The organism is Bradyrhizobium sp. MI1.10, from assembly GCF_055811035.1.
Genome location: NZ_JBVVPN010000048.1, coordinates 13,307 through 27,960 on the forward strand (window position 1 = coordinate 13,307; position 14,654 = coordinate 27,960).

Annotated in this window: 12 protein-coding genes; all 12 read left to right on the top strand. The window is 59.1% G+C overall.

From position 1 onward, the window contains the following. Positions 1-239: 239 nt before the first annotated feature. Complete coding sequence (locus AC0L3K_RS33730; RefSeq protein WP_473283312.1) at positions 240-620, top strand: response regulator transcription factor; 381 nt, start codon at positions 240-242, stop codon at positions 618-620. Continuing rightward, on the top strand, positions 617-1,249 hold the full coding sequence (locus AC0L3K_RS33735; protein ID WP_259219158.1) for a NodA family N-acyltransferase: 633 nt from the start codon (positions 617-619) through the stop codon (positions 1,247-1,249). The genes AC0L3K_RS33730 and AC0L3K_RS33735 overlap by 4 nt, the downstream gene beginning before the upstream one ends. After that, entirely contained in the window at positions 1,246-1,905 is a 660-nt protein-coding gene (gene nodB, locus AC0L3K_RS33740; protein ID WP_259219159.1) for a chitooligosaccharide deacetylase NodB, read from the top strand. Before AC0L3K_RS33735 ends, nodB begins: the two co-directional genes overlap by 4 nt. A 14-nt stretch (positions 1,906-1,919) precedes the next feature. Next, entirely contained in the window at positions 1,920-3,278 is a 1,359-nt protein-coding gene (gene nodC / locus AC0L3K_RS33745) for a chitooligosaccharide synthase NodC (protein WP_259219160.1), read from the top strand. 23 nt (positions 3,279-3,301) lie between these two features. Continuing rightward, the gene (nodS, locus tag AC0L3K_RS33750; protein WP_204513566.1) at positions 3,302-3,931 is read left to right on the top strand and encodes a nodulation methyltransferase NodS; all 630 of its coding nucleotides are present in this window, start codon (positions 3,302-3,304) and stop codon (positions 3,929-3,931) included. Between the two features lie 11 nt (positions 3,932-3,942). After that, positions 3,943-5,655: a nodulation protein NodU gene (nodU, locus tag AC0L3K_RS33755; RefSeq protein WP_259219161.1), complete on the top strand. Its 1,713-nt coding sequence runs from the start codon at positions 3,943-3,945 to the stop codon at positions 5,653-5,655. Positions 5,656-5,659: 4 nt separating this feature from the next. Beyond that, positions 5,660-6,574: a nodulation factor ABC transporter ATP-binding protein NodI gene (nodI, locus tag AC0L3K_RS33760; protein WP_259219162.1), complete on the top strand. Its 915-nt coding sequence runs from the start codon at positions 5,660-5,662 to the stop codon at positions 6,572-6,574. A gap of 3 nt (positions 6,575-6,577) precedes the next feature. Then, the gene (locus AC0L3K_RS33765) at positions 6,578-7,366 is read left to right on the top strand and encodes an ABC transporter permease (protein WP_204513569.1); all 789 of its coding nucleotides are present in this window, start codon (positions 6,578-6,580) and stop codon (positions 7,364-7,366) included. A 198-nt stretch (positions 7,367-7,564) separates the two neighbouring features. After that, on the top strand, positions 7,565-9,577 hold the full coding sequence (locus AC0L3K_RS33770) for a carbamoyltransferase family protein (protein ID WP_473367630.1): 2,013 nt from the start codon (positions 7,565-7,567) through the stop codon (positions 9,575-9,577). Between the two features lie 120 nt (positions 9,578-9,697). After that, positions 9,698-10,717 (top strand): nodulation protein NodZ, encoded by a 1,020-nt coding sequence (locus AC0L3K_RS33775; protein ID WP_473297725.1) that lies wholly within the window; start codon positions 9,698-9,700, stop codon positions 10,715-10,717. A gap of 859 nt (positions 10,718-11,576) precedes the next feature. Next, positions 11,577-12,413 (top strand): SDR family NAD(P)-dependent oxidoreductase, encoded by an 837-nt coding sequence (locus AC0L3K_RS33780; RefSeq protein ID WP_473367631.1) that lies wholly within the window; start codon positions 11,577-11,579, stop codon positions 12,411-12,413. A gap of 246 nt (positions 12,414-12,659) precedes the next feature. Then, complete coding sequence (gene nifA, locus AC0L3K_RS33785) at positions 12,660-14,414, top strand: nif-specific transcriptional activator NifA (RefSeq protein WP_473367632.1); 1,755 nt, start codon at positions 12,660-12,662, stop codon at positions 14,412-14,414. The last annotated feature ends 240 nt before the right edge of the window (positions 14,415-14,654 follow it).

Genomic DNA, 14,654 nt, shown 5'->3' on the forward strand with positions numbered 1-14,654 from the left:
CAAAGTTGAGTGGGCGTATACGACGAGCAAACCATCGTATGGCTTCGCCAACCCATTCTATATCCACCGTGTACCGCCGTAGAATTGAGCGAACCCTCAACCTGGCCGTAGATTGCCGTCCGGTCGCACCCCTCCGGTTGCGGGTGCCAAATGTGCCTTGGTCGCATCCAATTGGATTGCGTCCTTGCGACGGTGAAATCGTGCGGAACATGCAAGCGAAGGCGTCCTTGGCGAATCTGATGAAAGTTGCGCGCACGCTCGACGTGGTCGCGATTGTGAATGCAGATCAGTCAGTGCGTGAAGCTCTGACGGATATGGTGTTTTCCGCAGGTTACGTGCCTGAACCATTCGAGAGCGCAGAGGGGTTCTTGAAATCAGGCCGCCGTTCGATCACGCCGCGCTTGATCGCGGACATGCAGTTGAGCCCGATGAGTGGCCTCGCGCTCTTCGATCATCTGGTTGCATCCGGAGGCGCGATCCCCACCGTTCTGCTCACAGGCCACTCCGAACATGATGTGAGGCGAGGCCCTGGACTCGAGTTCTCGAGCAAGCCTTTCGAAGGTAGCGAACTGCTGGCCTGCGTCAGGAGCCAGATAACGAACAGGAATGACGCCCTATGAACATTATCGCGCCCGAATCCACACGAGGTGTTTCGGCGCGCCCTCCAGTCCGTTGGAGGTTGTGCTGGGAGAATGACCTTGAACTTGCTGACCATATCGAATTATCCGACTTCTTCCGGAAGACCTATGGTCCGACCGGGGAATTCAATGCAAAGCCCTTTGAAGGTCATCGAAGCTGGGCCGGCGCACGGCCTGAGATTCGGGCTATCGGCTACGATGATCGTGGCGTTGCGATTCACATCGCGGCACTACGCCGCTTCATAAAAGTTGGTCAGAGCGATCTGCTCGTGGCTGAACTCGGATTGTACGGGGTTCGCCCGGATCTGGAGGGGCTTGGAATAACCCACTCCATCCGAGTGATGTATCCCGTATTGCGAGATCTTGGCGTGCCGTTCGGCTTTGGCACGGTCCGTGCTGCCCTGCAGAAACATATTACCAGGCTGCTCGGGCGACAGGGATTGGCGACTGTTCTGCCAGGGCTCCGCGTCCGGTCCGCTCGTCCGGACATCTACCTTACTGTGCCTCCGACGCGCGTGGAGGACGTGGTCGGCCTCGTTCTGCCGATTGCGAGGCCCATGAGCGAATGGCCGGCGGGTGACACGATCGAACGGAACGGGCCAGAACTGTGAGCTCCTCAAACGACTTGACTGAAGCGCGGAGCGACTACACCGAGGCCGGCGGAGAGCCCTGCGTCTATCTGAGCTTTGATGATGGTCCCAACCCGCTTTGCACGCCGGCTATCCTGGATGTGCTGGCGCAGCATCGGACGCCCGCCACCTTCTGCGTGATCGGTGCATACGCGGCGGCCCAGCCGCAGCTGATCCAGCGCATCATTGCAGAAGGGCACGAGGTCGCAAACCACACAATGACGCACCCGGACTTGGCCAATTGCATAGCGGATGAGGTGGAATACGAGATCCTCACGACGAATAAGGTCATCGGAATGGCCTGCCCCGGAGCCTCTGTGCGGCACATGCGTGCGCCGTACGGGATCTGGAGCAAGGAAGCCTTCGCCGCGTCGGTGAAGGCCGAACTGGCAGCCCTGCACTGGTCAGTCGATCCGCAAGATTGGGCTCGTCCCGGCGTCGAGGCGATTGTTGCCGCAGTGTTGGCCTCGGTCAGGCCAGGCGCAATCGTGCTCCTGCACGACGGCTGCCCTCCCGACGAGTTGGGACGCTGCCCTCATTCCGGTCAGCGCGACCAGACTGTGACGGCGCTCGCCCAACTCATTCCAGCACTGCATGACCGTGGATTTGCAATCCGGTCGCTTCCTCAACCTCACTGAATAGATCGATTCTCATGAGCCTGCTTGCCACCATCAGCACCGCTGCTGTTGCCTCCTACGCGTTGCTCTCCAGCGTCCACAAGAGCGCGCAGGCGCTTTATGCGCTGCGAAGCGACGCTCCACTGCCACCGTGCGACCCGGTCGACGCCGATGCTCTGCCCAGCGTCGATGTCATCGTGCCCTGCTTCAACGAGGACCCGCGCACGCTGGCGGCCTGCCTGAAGTCTATCGCAAGTCAGGATTACCCAGGGCGATTGCAGGTCTACGTGGTCGACGACGGCTCTGCAAATGTCGGCGCAGTGGCCGCGGTCCACGCGAGCTACGCGTATGACCCGAGATTCACCATCATTCTGCTGCCAAGCAATGTTGGAAAACGCAAGGCGCAGATCGCAGCGATTCGCCGCTCATTCGGCGATCTCGTGCTCAACGTCGACTCCGACACGGAAATCGACAGCGACGTGGTCAGCAAGCTCGTGCGCAAGATGCAGAATCCTGCCGTCGGCGCGGCCATGGGCCAATTGAAGGCCAGCAACCGAAACGACAGCTGGCTGACCCGATTGATCGACATGGAGTACTGGTTGGCTTGCAACGAGGAGCGTGCGGCACAGACGCGCTTTGGCGCCGTCATGTGCTGCTGCGGGCCGTGCGCCATGTACCGCCGCTCCGCGCTGCTGCTGCTGCTCGAGCAATACGAGACGCAGTTCTTCCGGGGAAAACCTAGCGACTTCGGTGAGGACCGTCATCTGACCATCCTCATGCTCAAGGCAGGGTTCCGAACCGAGTACGTTCCGGACGCCATCGCCGCCACGGTGGTCCCGGACACGCTCTTGCCGTATCTGCGCCAGCAGCTCCGTTGGGCACGCAGCACCTACCGCGACACCCTGCTCGGTTTGCACCTGCTGCCCGGCCTCGACCGGTACCTCACGCTGGACGTGGTTGGACAGAACCTAGGGCCGCTGCTGCTCGCAATCTCATCGATTGCCGCGCTCGCTCAGCTTGCGCTCACTGGCACCGTGCCCTGGTGGACCGGTCTGACCATCATTGCGATGACGATGATAAGATGCAGCGTGGCAGCCGTTCGTGCCGGTGAGCTTCGATTTCTCGGCTTCTCGCTGCACACCCCCATCAACATCTTCCTACTGCTCCCGATGAAAGCCTATGCGCTCTGTACCTTGAGCAACAGCGATTGGCTCTCTCGCAAAGTAGCGAAATCACCAGACGTTGATGAATCGAAGGGCTCGACCGAAGACGCGACAACTGGACCAAGCCTTAACCCCGGATCGGAAATGCCTGGCGCAATTCGCAGGGCAGGTCTTTCGCGCGCTCCATCGCAGCTGATCGCGCCGGATGGCATTGCGGCCGAGACTGAGTGAGCAGCTTTGTAGGAGATTAGGTCGTGAACGTGCATCAGACATATCAATCGTTGGAACGGGAGCTGTCTAATGAGGATCCGTGGCGGCTCGACGACAATCCGTTCGAACGTGAGCGTCACACCCAATTGCTGCGGCTGTCGCTGTCGAACAGCGCCGTCTCAAATGGCCTCGAAATCGGGTGCGCGGCCGGTGCGTTTACAGAGAAGCTTGCTCCTCACTGCAAACGGCTCACGGTCATCGATGTTATGCCGCGAGCGATCGGTCGAGCGGTCCAGCGGACCAAGAGGTGGTCGCATATCAGCTGGGCGGCGACTGACATTCTGCAGTTCTCGGCCGCAGAGCGGTTCGATCTGATCGTGGTCGCCGAAGTTCTCTATTATCTCGAAGACATGACACAAATGCGTACTGCAGTCGACAACATGGTCAAGATGCTTGCTCCGGGTGGTCATCTGGTCTTCGGATCTGCACGTGATGCGACCTGCAAGCGATGGGGGCATGTCGCTGGCGCCGAGACGGTCATCACGATTTTGACTGAAGCGCTCATTGAGGTCGAACGCGTGCAGTGCCAGGGGCAGTCGGCTGACGAAGACTGCCTTTTGGTCCGCTTTCGGAATCCGGAGCCATCTTCGATCCCACCCAACGGCCGAGGCTGAGAGGAGCCACTATGCGTATCTGCGGTATCAAGTTGACGCATGACGGGGCCGTCGCTCTGATTGAGGACGGGCAAGTGGTGTTCTGCGTCGAGCAGGAGAAGCTGAACAATAATCCGCGTTATCAAACCATCGACAACCTGGATTCCGTTGTTAGCGCCTTGGCGGAGCACGGGCTAGATCCGAGCGATGTCGATCAGTTCGTCATTGATGGCTGGGATGGAGAGTTCGAATCCCAGTTTGAAGTCCTTAGTGGGACGACGACCGTTAAGCTCAAGGGCGCGCCGTATGTCGAACGCCAAGGCGATAGCCCCCTCGCGTCCCGCGATCGCATCGGCCTTATGCTTGATGGGAAACTATATCCCTATCAAAGCTATCCGCATGTCACCGGGCACGTAGCATCCGCATACTGCACCAGCTCGTTTGCCAAATCCGCACAATCTGCTTTCTGCTTGGTGTGGGACGGCTGCATGTTTCCGCGCCTCTACTATGTCGAGCCGCACGGCATCCGGTTCATCGAGTGCCTGTTTCCGATGATAGGCCACGCCTATGCGACGGCAGGACATCACTTTGGACCTTACAGGCGGGCAGACCGGACCAGCTGGGATCTCGGCATCGCCGGCAAGCTGATGGCCTATATCGCTCTCGGAGCTCCCGACGAGGAGATTATTGCGACGTTTCAGGAGCTTTATCAGGCGCACTTTGCCACGGATGCTGATGGCACTTGCCATAAGCTTGCACAGATCAACAGCCCAAAATCGCCACTTGAAGCTCTGCACGACTTCTTCGATGCGTGCGCACTGCGGTTGAAGGCCAAGCAGGCCGAAGACGTCCTGGCGTCATTTCACGTCTTTCTAGAGCGTCTGCTGGTTCGCACAATTGCTGATGTTGTGCAGCGACATTCGGATCTTGCGGGGGTGCGTAACCTCTGCATAACCGGCGGCTGTGGCCTGAATATCAAGTGGAATAGTGCATTTCGTGCGACCGGTCTGTTCGACGACGTGTGGGTGCCGCCCTTTCCGAACGACAGCGGCTCAGCGATCGGTGCTGCTTGCTCTGCACTGGCGGCACAGCAAGGCTTTAGAGCTCTGGAATGGACGGTCTACAGTGGACCGGCCGTTCGTCCCAGCGAAGTCCCGCCCGGATGGGACGGCGCGCCCTGCACTATGGGCGAACTTGCGGCAATCCTCGCGAGTGACCAGCCCGTGATCTTCCTTGCCGGGCGTGCCGAGCTCGGACCACGTGCGTTGGGTGGCAGAAGCATTCTCGCGGCTGCGAGCTGGGAGGGAATGAAAGACCATCTCAACGACGTCAAGCTTCGAGAGCATTTCAGGCCGGTAGCGCCGATATGCCTGGAGGATCGTGCGGCGGAGATTTTTAGCCCTGGAGTACCCGATCCGTACATGCTGTTCGATCACCAGACGCGACCGGAATGGCGGGACAAAATTCCCGCCGTCGTGCATCTCGATGGATCTGCTCGCCTACAGACGGTTTCCAGAACATCTCAGCATAAAGTGGTCGAGCTTCTCATCGCGTACGAGAAGCTCACAGCCATTCCGCTGCTTTGCAATACCAGCGCCAATTTGCATGGACGCGGCTTTTTCCCGGATGCTGCCGCCGCCTGCCAGTGGGGACGCGTCGATCACGTGTGGTGTGACGGCCTGCTTTGGACGAAAAAGCACGCAACAAAGGACGCGGTGCGAACAACGTCCGTCGCGATCGCGTAAGCAAATGTCAACCCCGGCAATCGACCTTTTCGAGGTGAGCAAGTCCTACAAGGACCGGACCGTCGTGGACGCTCTTTCGTTTACGGTCTCGCCCGGAGAGTGCTTCGGTCTGCTGGGACCAAACGGCGCGGGTAAAAGCACGCTTGCGCGATTGATCCTGGGTGTTGCATCGCCCGACGCAGGTAAGATCCACGTGCTTGGCGAGCCGGTGCCGGCACGTGCGCCCTTGGCGCGTCGGGGCATCGGGGTTGTCCCACAGTTCGATAACCTCGATCTTCAGCTCACCGTGCGCGAAAACTTGCTCGTTTTCGGTCGCTACTTCGGCATGAGCGCGACCGAGGTCAAAACGGTGACTCCGTCACTGCTCGAATTCGCCCGCCTGGAGAACAAGGCGGACGCGCGCGTCGCCGAACTGTCCGGCGGCATGAAGCGGCGACTGACGCTGGCACGTGCCCTCATTAACGACCCGCAGCTCTTGGTGCTTGACGAGCCGACGACTGGCCTCGATCCGCACGGCCGGCATCTCATCTGGGAACGCTTGCGCTGGCTATTAGCGCGCGGCAAAACGATCCTTCTGACCACCCATTTCATGGAAGAGGCGGAGCGATTGTGCGATCGCCTGTGCGTGCTTGAGCACGGCCGCAAAATCGCGGAAGGGCAGCCTCATGTCCTGATCGAGCAGCAGATCGGCTGCCAGGTGATCGAGATCTACGGTGGTAATCCCCATGAGCTGCTGCCGCTGGTCAGAACCACAGTGCAGCACGCCGAGGTGAGCGGGGAGACACTGTTCTGCTATGTCACGGATCCCGAGCAGGTGCGTCGCCGACTTGCCAGCCGTACGGATCTCCGCCTTCTGCAGCGTCCTCCAAATCTGGAGGATGTCTTCTTGCGGCTAACCGGGCGAGAGATGAAGGACTGAACGATGTGGCAACGTTTTGCGCCCGCGCTTCCTGCTAATCCATGGAACTGGATCGCGGTATGGCGCCGCAACTTTCTGGTCTGGCGGAAAGTCGCTCTGGCATCGATTCTTGGGAATCTGGCCGAGCCGATGAGCTCTCTGTTCGGTCTTGGTTTTGGCCTTGGAATGATCGTAGGTGGCGTTGAGGGGACTTCATACATCTCGTTTCTGGCAGCTGGGATGGTCGCCACAAGCGCAATGGTCTCCTCAACCTTTGAAACCATCTATGGGGCTTACGCTCGCATGCAGACAGGTTGCACGTGGGAGGCGGTGCTCTGTACGCCTCTTACGCTCGGCGACATTGTTCTAGGTGAAGTGGCGTGGGCAGCGAGCAAGGCCTTGCTCGCCGGGACGGCGATCACGATTGTTGCCGTCGCGCTGGGGTATGCAGAGTGGTCGTCCATTCCCTATGCGTTACCAGCCATCGCCCTCACTGGCGTTGCTTTCGCGAGCCTCGCAATGGTCGTTTCAGCTCTTGCACCGAGCCACGACTATTTCATCTTCTACCAATCACTTATCCTCACCCCCATGATGTATCTGAGTGGCGCGATCTTCCCAATCAGCCAGTTACCGGGTTCATTTCAACGCATAGCGGCCTTGTTGCCCCTGACACATTCGGTCGATCTCATTCGTCCAGCAATGCTCGGTCGGCCGGTCGACAGCGTCGGTTTGCATGTGGGCGCACTTTGCATCTGCGCAGCGTTGCCCTTCATCGTCTCGGCCGCGCTGCTTCGGCAACGCCTGATGCGGTAAGAGGAATAAGACCTAAAGCGAGGCGTCGCGCGTGCGAGATCAGATACCGGACGTAACGAATGTTCGAGTCGCGGCCGACGCTTATATGAGCCTCGTTTCGTTGGCGATGACTGCGGCCCCGCGGCGACGTGCGGCCTACTCGCCAAGCGAGCGATACGAAATAGGTCAACAGACCTCTCAGAATGAACGGAGAACAACATGCTGTGTCTAGGATTGAGTGGCGGGCTTGACAGGGTCTATGAAAACCCCCTGCAACTACCGAACACGTTTCTGCACGACGGCGCCGCGGTGCTCGTCAAGGATGGTCGCGTGATCGCTGCCGTCGAAGAGGAGCGTCTCAACCGAATCAAACATTCAAACAAGCTTCCGAGTAGTGCGATAGAATACTGTCTAGCAGCCGCAGGCGTGGAGCTTCGCGACGTCGATCGTATTGCGTTCTACGCGACTGAAGCCTACTGCAATTCGATGCTCGAACGGTTGTTCATCTCACAGCCTGAGATCTCAATTCCGCTGGATGCGAATCTCCTGTTGCGGCACCTTCTCGCGGCAGAGTTCGGTACCCAAGTTGACCCTTCGCGGGTGTCATTCGTAGGCCATCATCAGGCCCATGCCGTAAGCGCTTTGGCAATGTCCGGCTTTGAAGAGAGTCTGGTTCTCGCGATCGACGGCTGTGGCGACTTCCTCTCGGGTCTGTTGGCGGTGGGGTCGGGCACCGAAATGACCGAGCTCATGACGTTTCCAGAGACCAACTCTCTCGGACTGTTCTATCTGGAAACGATCCGATACCTCGGCTACGGCCTGTTCGACGAATATAAGGTCATGGGATTGGCTCCTTATGGAGATCCCGCTCGCTATCGCGAGCTTTTTTCCCAATTTTATGAGCTCTCCCCCAACGGTGCCTACCGCGTTCACCTTGACCGTATCGGCCCGGCATTGCTGCGCAATATCGCGGTCCGGCGAAAGGGAATGCCGTTCACGCAACAGCACCGAGATGTGAGCGCTTCGTTGCAGGAGGCGCTGGAGCGGATCGTCTTTCACATTCTTCGGCATTATCGTGAGCAGACCGGAATGAAACGGTTGTGCCTGGCTGGCGGGGTGGCCCACAACTGCACGCTAAACGGAAAACTGCTGTACTCAGGCCTGTTCGAAGACATTTTTGTCCAGCCGGCCTCGCATGATGCCGGATGCGCATTGGGTGCGGCGCTGATGGTATCGAACGAGGCCGGGCAGGCTCCGCCCCGCGAGCGACTACAGGCGGTTTATTGGGGGCCCGATGTCGGCAGCGACGACAGCATTGAACAGGAACTGAAGGGATGGGCCGGACACCTCGAGATTGAACGGACCGCTGATGTCGCAGCCAGAGCAGCCGAGTGGATCGCTGATGGCGCCGTGATCGGGTGGGTACAGGGCCGGTCCGAGTTCGGACCTCGTGCGCTCGGCAACCGCAGCATTCTTGCGGACCCGAGGCCCGCGGCAAACAAGGACCGGATCAATGCGATGGTCAAGAAGCGCGAGAGTTATCGACCGTTTGCGCCATCGGTTCTCGAGGAGGATGCGGGCGCGTTCTTTGAGTTGCCAGATGGTCGCGCAGAATATCCCTTCATGAATTTCGTCGTGCGCGTGCGCGAATCCATGCGTGCATTGCTGGGCGCGATCACGCATATCGATGGTACGGCTCGGCTGCAAACGGTGTCCCGCACGAGCAATGCCGACTATTGGGAACTTATCAATGCGTTCAAAGCTCGAACGGGTGTCCCGATTCTGCTTAATACGTCGTTCAACAATAATGCCGAACCGATCGTAGATTCCGTTGCCGATGCGATTACGGCGTTTTTGTCGACCGAGCTGGATGGCCTTGTGGTCGGGTCATTCCTCATCAAAAAGCGGGCAACAACGCTCGAAAATTGGACCGCGCTCGCTGTATCACTGCCGCCCCATGTATCTCTTTACCGGGTTCGCGCTCATGCGGGCCGAGACCGCCAGGAGACAATCTGCGAGATCCGCATGGGTCACTCCAGCCATGACAGCGTACGCGTCTCGCATGACCTATTCGACATGCTGATGCAAATCGAGAAGGAAGCTGTTCTGGCCGATCTTCTCGCCAGGGTCACCTCTGACAGGACCAGGCGCGAAGCTCTCCTGAACGAACTGCGCGGGCTGTGGGATCAGCGTCGTATTCGGCTGCATCCGTCACAGACTGGGCCGTCGTAAAAGGTGCGTAATGTGACACCTCTAGCATGACCTGCCAATCGCAGTGCCGTGCAGAATGAGTTTGCGGGTTGGGTGACTTGCGTCCAGGTGACCAGCGCCCGGCGTGGATCGGCATCGCAGATGAGTTGGTGCGCCACACTCGCGCAACGAGAAGGGTTTGATAACGTGACGAAGGAACGCTTTGTTGTTTCTCGGAGGCGCACCGGCTTTGGTGATTGCCTCTGGTCGTTGGCATCAGCCTGGTCGTATGCGCAGCGGACCGGGCGAACGCTCGTTATTGACTGGCGCGGTTCCTGTTATGTCGACCAACCGTTCAGCAACGCCTTTCCGGTGTTCTTCGAGCCGGTTGAGGAGATCGCTGGCGTGCCGGTGATTTGCGATGACAGGCTCAACCAGCTCTCGTTTCCCGGCCCGTTCTTCCCGCCGTGGTGGAATAGGCCATCGATCGACTGTATCAATCGTCCGGACGAGCAGATCTTCCGAGAACGTGACGAACTGACTGAGCTGTTCCAAGCAGGAGACGATAACGAGGCCAACACCATTGTCTGTGACGCTTGCCTGATGTGGCGTTGTGGTGAGGAAGCCGAACGACTGATCTTCCGAAACATCAAACTCAGGTCTGAGATTCGAGCGCGGATCGAGGACTTGTATGAGCAACACTTTAGCGGCCATAGTATCATCGGCGTTCATGTTCGGCACGGCAATGGCGAAGATATCATGGGGCATGCTCCGTACTGGGCCGATTCGGAGCTCGCTCTTCGTCAGGTCTGCATGGCAATCCGTAAAGCCATGGCTTTGCCATATCCAAAGCCTGTTAAGATCTTCCTGTGCACGGATAGCGCACAGGTGCTCGATCACATATCGGGTCTGTTTCCCGATATCTTCGCCGTACCAAAACGGTTCCAGGCCGATCTGGCAGGGCCGTTGCATAGTGCGGAAATGGGAATTGAAGGTGGAGCGTCCGCGCTCATCGACATGTATCTTCTTGCGCGATGCGCCACCGTGATCCGCTTTCCCCCCACCAGCGCCTTTACGCGCTATGCCCGTCTGCTCGTGCCACGCATTATTGAATTCGATCTGAGCAATCCGGAGCAGTTGACCCTGGTCGATAATCCATACGAGCATTTCGCGGCTTCATGAGGTGCCGCGAATCTGAACCTGAGCAATCGTCGCCTAGATCGTCGGCCTGATACTGCTGGCTTCCACAGCATCGGGTTTCGCAACGTGTCGCAGAAGCGGTGGATGGCGAGTTCTGTCCGCAGGCGAGCGCGCTGACCCGCGCACTATCCGGGATGCAATGCGGCTGGTACGGCGAACGTCTGGCGAAGCGTCGGCCAATGCCGGCGAGCCTCGGGGCCTTGTCCCGCAGTGCGTCGGCCAGCCACGTGTAAGTCGACTGGCGCGGAAAAGATGATCGTCCTGTCATCACCGGGCCCTAACCGCCATCGCTGGCCGGGCGGTGAATCGGATGGCGATGGTGGTCCGGGCCGCTGAGGAAATCTGACGTAGCAGACGGTCACGTCAGAATGTCCCAGCAGCAAGGACGCGCGTCAGCGTAGACGTATCGCCGTTTCTGCGTTAATCCTTTCGCGGTCAGCTCGTCTTCTGGACGACGGCCTTGTTCATGCGCTGGTTGCGAAATACTTTCGACCACAGCTGATCAACGGCACGAGGCCCAGCCCATCGATGTCGAACCAGAGCCGCATCTGCGGCGGCGCGTCCAACCGAGGAATTTGAACGAACTGGCCATCGATCCTGATCTCCGCACAAGGCAGCTAAACTATCTCCGCCAACTCGAATGAGCCACAGACCACGCCTCGAGTGCGATGCGGTCAACGCGCCCGGGCGCTTGACGCGGCGTTGCTGTTGTCGAAAAGCAAACAGGCCAGATGTTCAGAACCTGCCATTTGTCGCAAAAGTGCGCCCCTTATGCCCTCCGTCGCTTTGGCCCGGATCCTGCACCAGGTGCACAGCCGATGGGAGCGGAAGGGAGCCGCGCGTGAATCTAGATCTACCACATGACAAAGCGGTCGTACCTCAATCGTCGGAAACGGACCCTAGCGGTCCAACTCACGCCGATCGAGCGGGCCGCCCGCTGCGTGAGCGAAAGACGCTGGTATTGACCGGGGCATCGCGCGGTATCGGTCGCGCCACCGGAAAATTGTTTTCGAAAGCCGGTTGGCGCATCATTTCTTGCGCGCGCCAACCATTGGACGCGGCGCGTCGTCCATCAGACTCAGAGGGCGACAGCTTTATCGAAGTCGACCTGGGCGATCATCGGATGCTGCCGCGCGTGATTGCCGAGATCAAGGAGCGCCTAGCTGGCGCACCGTTGCACGGACTGGTAAACAATGCCGGAAACTCACCAAAAGCTGCAAACGGTACCAGGCTGACATCGCTGGCGACCTCAGTCGACACCTGGATGAGCGTGTTCCACCTCAATCTGGTCGCACCGATCCTACTCGCTCAAGGCCTGTTCGACGAATTAAAAAGGGCGTCAGGCTCGATCGTCAACGTGACCTCGATCGCCGGCTCGCGGGTGCATCCATTTGCAGGCTCGGCATATGCGACTTCGAAAGCTGCGCTCGCTTGTCTCACGCGCGAAATGGCGCACGATTACGCCGCACATGGCATTCGCGTCAATGCGATCGCGCCCGGCGAAATCAAGACGGACATTTTGTCGCCTGACACGGAAGCGCATCTTGTGCCAAAGATCCCACTCCGCCGAGTGGGTACACCCGAAGAGGTCGCCAAGGTCATTTTCTTCCTATGTTCCGATGCGGCAAGTTATGTCACCGGCGCCGAAGTGCCGATCAATGGCGGGCAACACTTATAGTACAATCCGCCCCTAAGGAGCCCCGGCTGTTCTGAGCTTCATCGCTGGAAGTCATGTTGGTTGGGGTGAATCCGCGCAGCGAGTTGGAAAGAAAAAAGCGGCAACCTAGTCACTCTAAGTGCTGCCGACGTGCCATGAAGAGGGGTAATCTCTCGTCCCGCCCTGAGAACTAGATGTCAGATCGGCATGCAACACGAATCCAACAAGCCCGATGGGGAGGATCGAGAAAGGAACGGAGAAGTCGGCATGCTAGACAGCATTTCCCTGCGCGACAAGCCAAACTCAACCTCCGACGCGGACGCTTCCGCTTGTATTGTGCGGTCGCAAGAGAAATCGCTAAGCACGATTGTTGAAATTGCGCACACGCTCACTGGCCTATGTCGGCTCGAGGCTAAGCTGGCGAGCGTCATCGAGCGCCTGGGATCGCTCGTGCGGATGCGGCGCGGCATCGTATGTCTGTTCGAGCATGACGGCGGGCCGGAGATCATCGTAGAGGACGGCAGGAGCGAAGACCGCGATGCGCGCTGCCGGGTGCGCTTGCCGCAAGGAGCAATCGATCAAATCGTCGCCTCGGGGCAGCCGCTCATCGTGGAGAATGTAGCGCTGCATTCGGCCTTCAGTTCTTCGGAGGTCGATATACTAAATGCCGGCGGTCATACGCGTGTTGCGTTCATCGGCGTTCCCATAGACGTTGACGGCAAAGTTGTGGGTACGCTGAGCATCGACCGCATCGCGGACAATGGGACGCGTGCGCAGCTCGAGGACGACCTCGGCCTTCTGACGATGGTCGCCAGCCTGCTGGGCCAGACGACCAAGCTGCATTGCTCGTTTGTGCGCGATCGCGGGCGCCTTATGGACGAGGAGTTCCGGCTGCAGAAGCAACTCTCCGAGCTCAAGCCTCAAGGGCGGGACCGTAAGAAGGTCCAAGTCGAGGGAATTATCGGCGACAGCCCGGCGCTGCGCGCGCTACTAGACAAGATCGAGGTGATCTCAAAATCGAATAGCACGGTTTTGTTGCGTGGCGAATCGGGTACCGGCAAAGAGCTGGTCGCGAAGGCTATTCACGAGTGTTCAGCGCGCGCCAAACGCCCCTTTATCAAGCTGAATTGCGCAGCCCTCACAGAGACGGTGCTGGAATCCGAATTGTTCGGACACGAGAAGGGGGCGTTTACGGGCGCATTCAACGCGCGCAAGGGGCGCTTCGAGATCGCCGACAAGGGAACGTTGTTTCTGGATGAGATTGGAGAGATCTCGGGCTCGTTCCAGGCGAAGCTCCTGCGCGTGCTTCAGGAGCAGGAATTCGAGCGGGTGGGCGGCAATCAGACGATCAAAGTCGACGTCCGCGTGATTGCGGCCACGAACAAGAATCTTGAAGAGGCGGTGGCCAGGAACGAGTTTCGTGCCGATCTCTATTACCGCATCAGCGTGGTTCCTCTGCTATTGCCGCCGCTGCGCGAAAGACGCACTGATATTCCGCTTCTCGCCGCTCGTTTTTTGAAGAACTTCAACAATGAGAACGGCCGTGCCCTGGTATTCGATTCAAGTGCGATTGAGGTCCTCATGAATTGCGGATTTCCCGGCAACGTCCGTGAGCTCGAAAACTGCGTGCAGCGGACCGCGACGCTAGCGCGAGGATCGTCGATCGTAAGAGATGACTTTGCGTGCTGCCATGGGCAATGCCTGTCGGCCTTGCTATGGAAGTGTGGACCGGCGGAAATGGCGCGACAGCCGAGCCCGACAATCGCACCGCGCGCGAGGCTGAGCACGCCGGCAACGGAAGCCGCGACACCCGTTCAGCCGGTGAGCAGCGAGCTGACACCGCTAGGGCCGCCTGGGCGCCCCGTGGTGGGGGCCGCGAAAGTCACCGATCGCGAGCGCGTGATCGCAGCCATGGAAAGATCCGGATGGGTACAGGCGAAGGCGGCGCGCCTGCTTGGACTGACCCCGCGCCAGATTGGCTATGCCTTGCGAAGACACGGCATCGAGATCAAACGCTTCTGAACAAAGCGTCGGGCTCGCTCCTCTCTCTCGCTCGGCCGACTGAGATAGGAAAGCGTGGAAAGGGGCGGTCGCCAGCTCGGATGCATGACGAGGATACTAGCCTCATGCCTTCGGTTGGGATTCCCTCGCCGGCGAAGCGTAGGGCGTCTTCGCATCGGCCAGCCTCGTCATCTTCTGTTCGCGGCGTGCTCGTCCTGAAAATAGATTGGCGTCGAACCGGCGCGTGATCACTGCGGTTCC

Excerpts from the sequence above, each read along its gene's own strand:
- AC0L3K_RS33730 (WP_473283312.1), top strand. The coding sequence starts at position 240 with ATGAAAGTTGCGCGCACGCTCGACGTGGTCGCGATTGTGAATGCAGAT.
- AC0L3K_RS33775 (WP_473297725.1), top strand. The coding sequence starts at position 9,698 with ATGAGTTGGTGCGCCACACTCGCGCAACGAGAAGGGTTTGATAACGTG.
- AC0L3K_RS33765 (WP_204513569.1), top strand. The coding sequence starts at position 6,578 with ATGTGGCAACGTTTTGCGCCCGCGCTTCCTGCTAATCCATGGAACTGG.
- AC0L3K_RS33770 (WP_473367630.1), top strand. The coding sequence starts at position 7,565 with ATGCTGTGTCTAGGATTGAGTGGCGGGCTTGACAGGGTCTATGAAAAC.
- nifA (WP_473367632.1), top strand. The coding sequence starts at position 12,660 with ATGCTAGACAGCATTTCCCTGCGCGACAAGCCAAACTCAACCTCCGAC.
- nodC (WP_259219160.1), top strand. The coding sequence starts at position 1,920 with ATGAGCCTGCTTGCCACCATCAGCACCGCTGCTGTTGCCTCCTACGCG.
- nodU (WP_259219161.1), top strand. The coding sequence starts at position 3,943 with ATGCGTATCTGCGGTATCAAGTTGACGCATGACGGGGCCGTCGCTCTG.
- nodI (WP_259219162.1), top strand. The coding sequence starts at position 5,660 with ATGTCAACCCCGGCAATCGACCTTTTCGAGGTGAGCAAGTCCTACAAG.
- AC0L3K_RS33735 (WP_259219158.1), top strand. The coding sequence starts at position 617 with ATGAACATTATCGCGCCCGAATCCACACGAGGTGTTTCGGCGCGCCCT.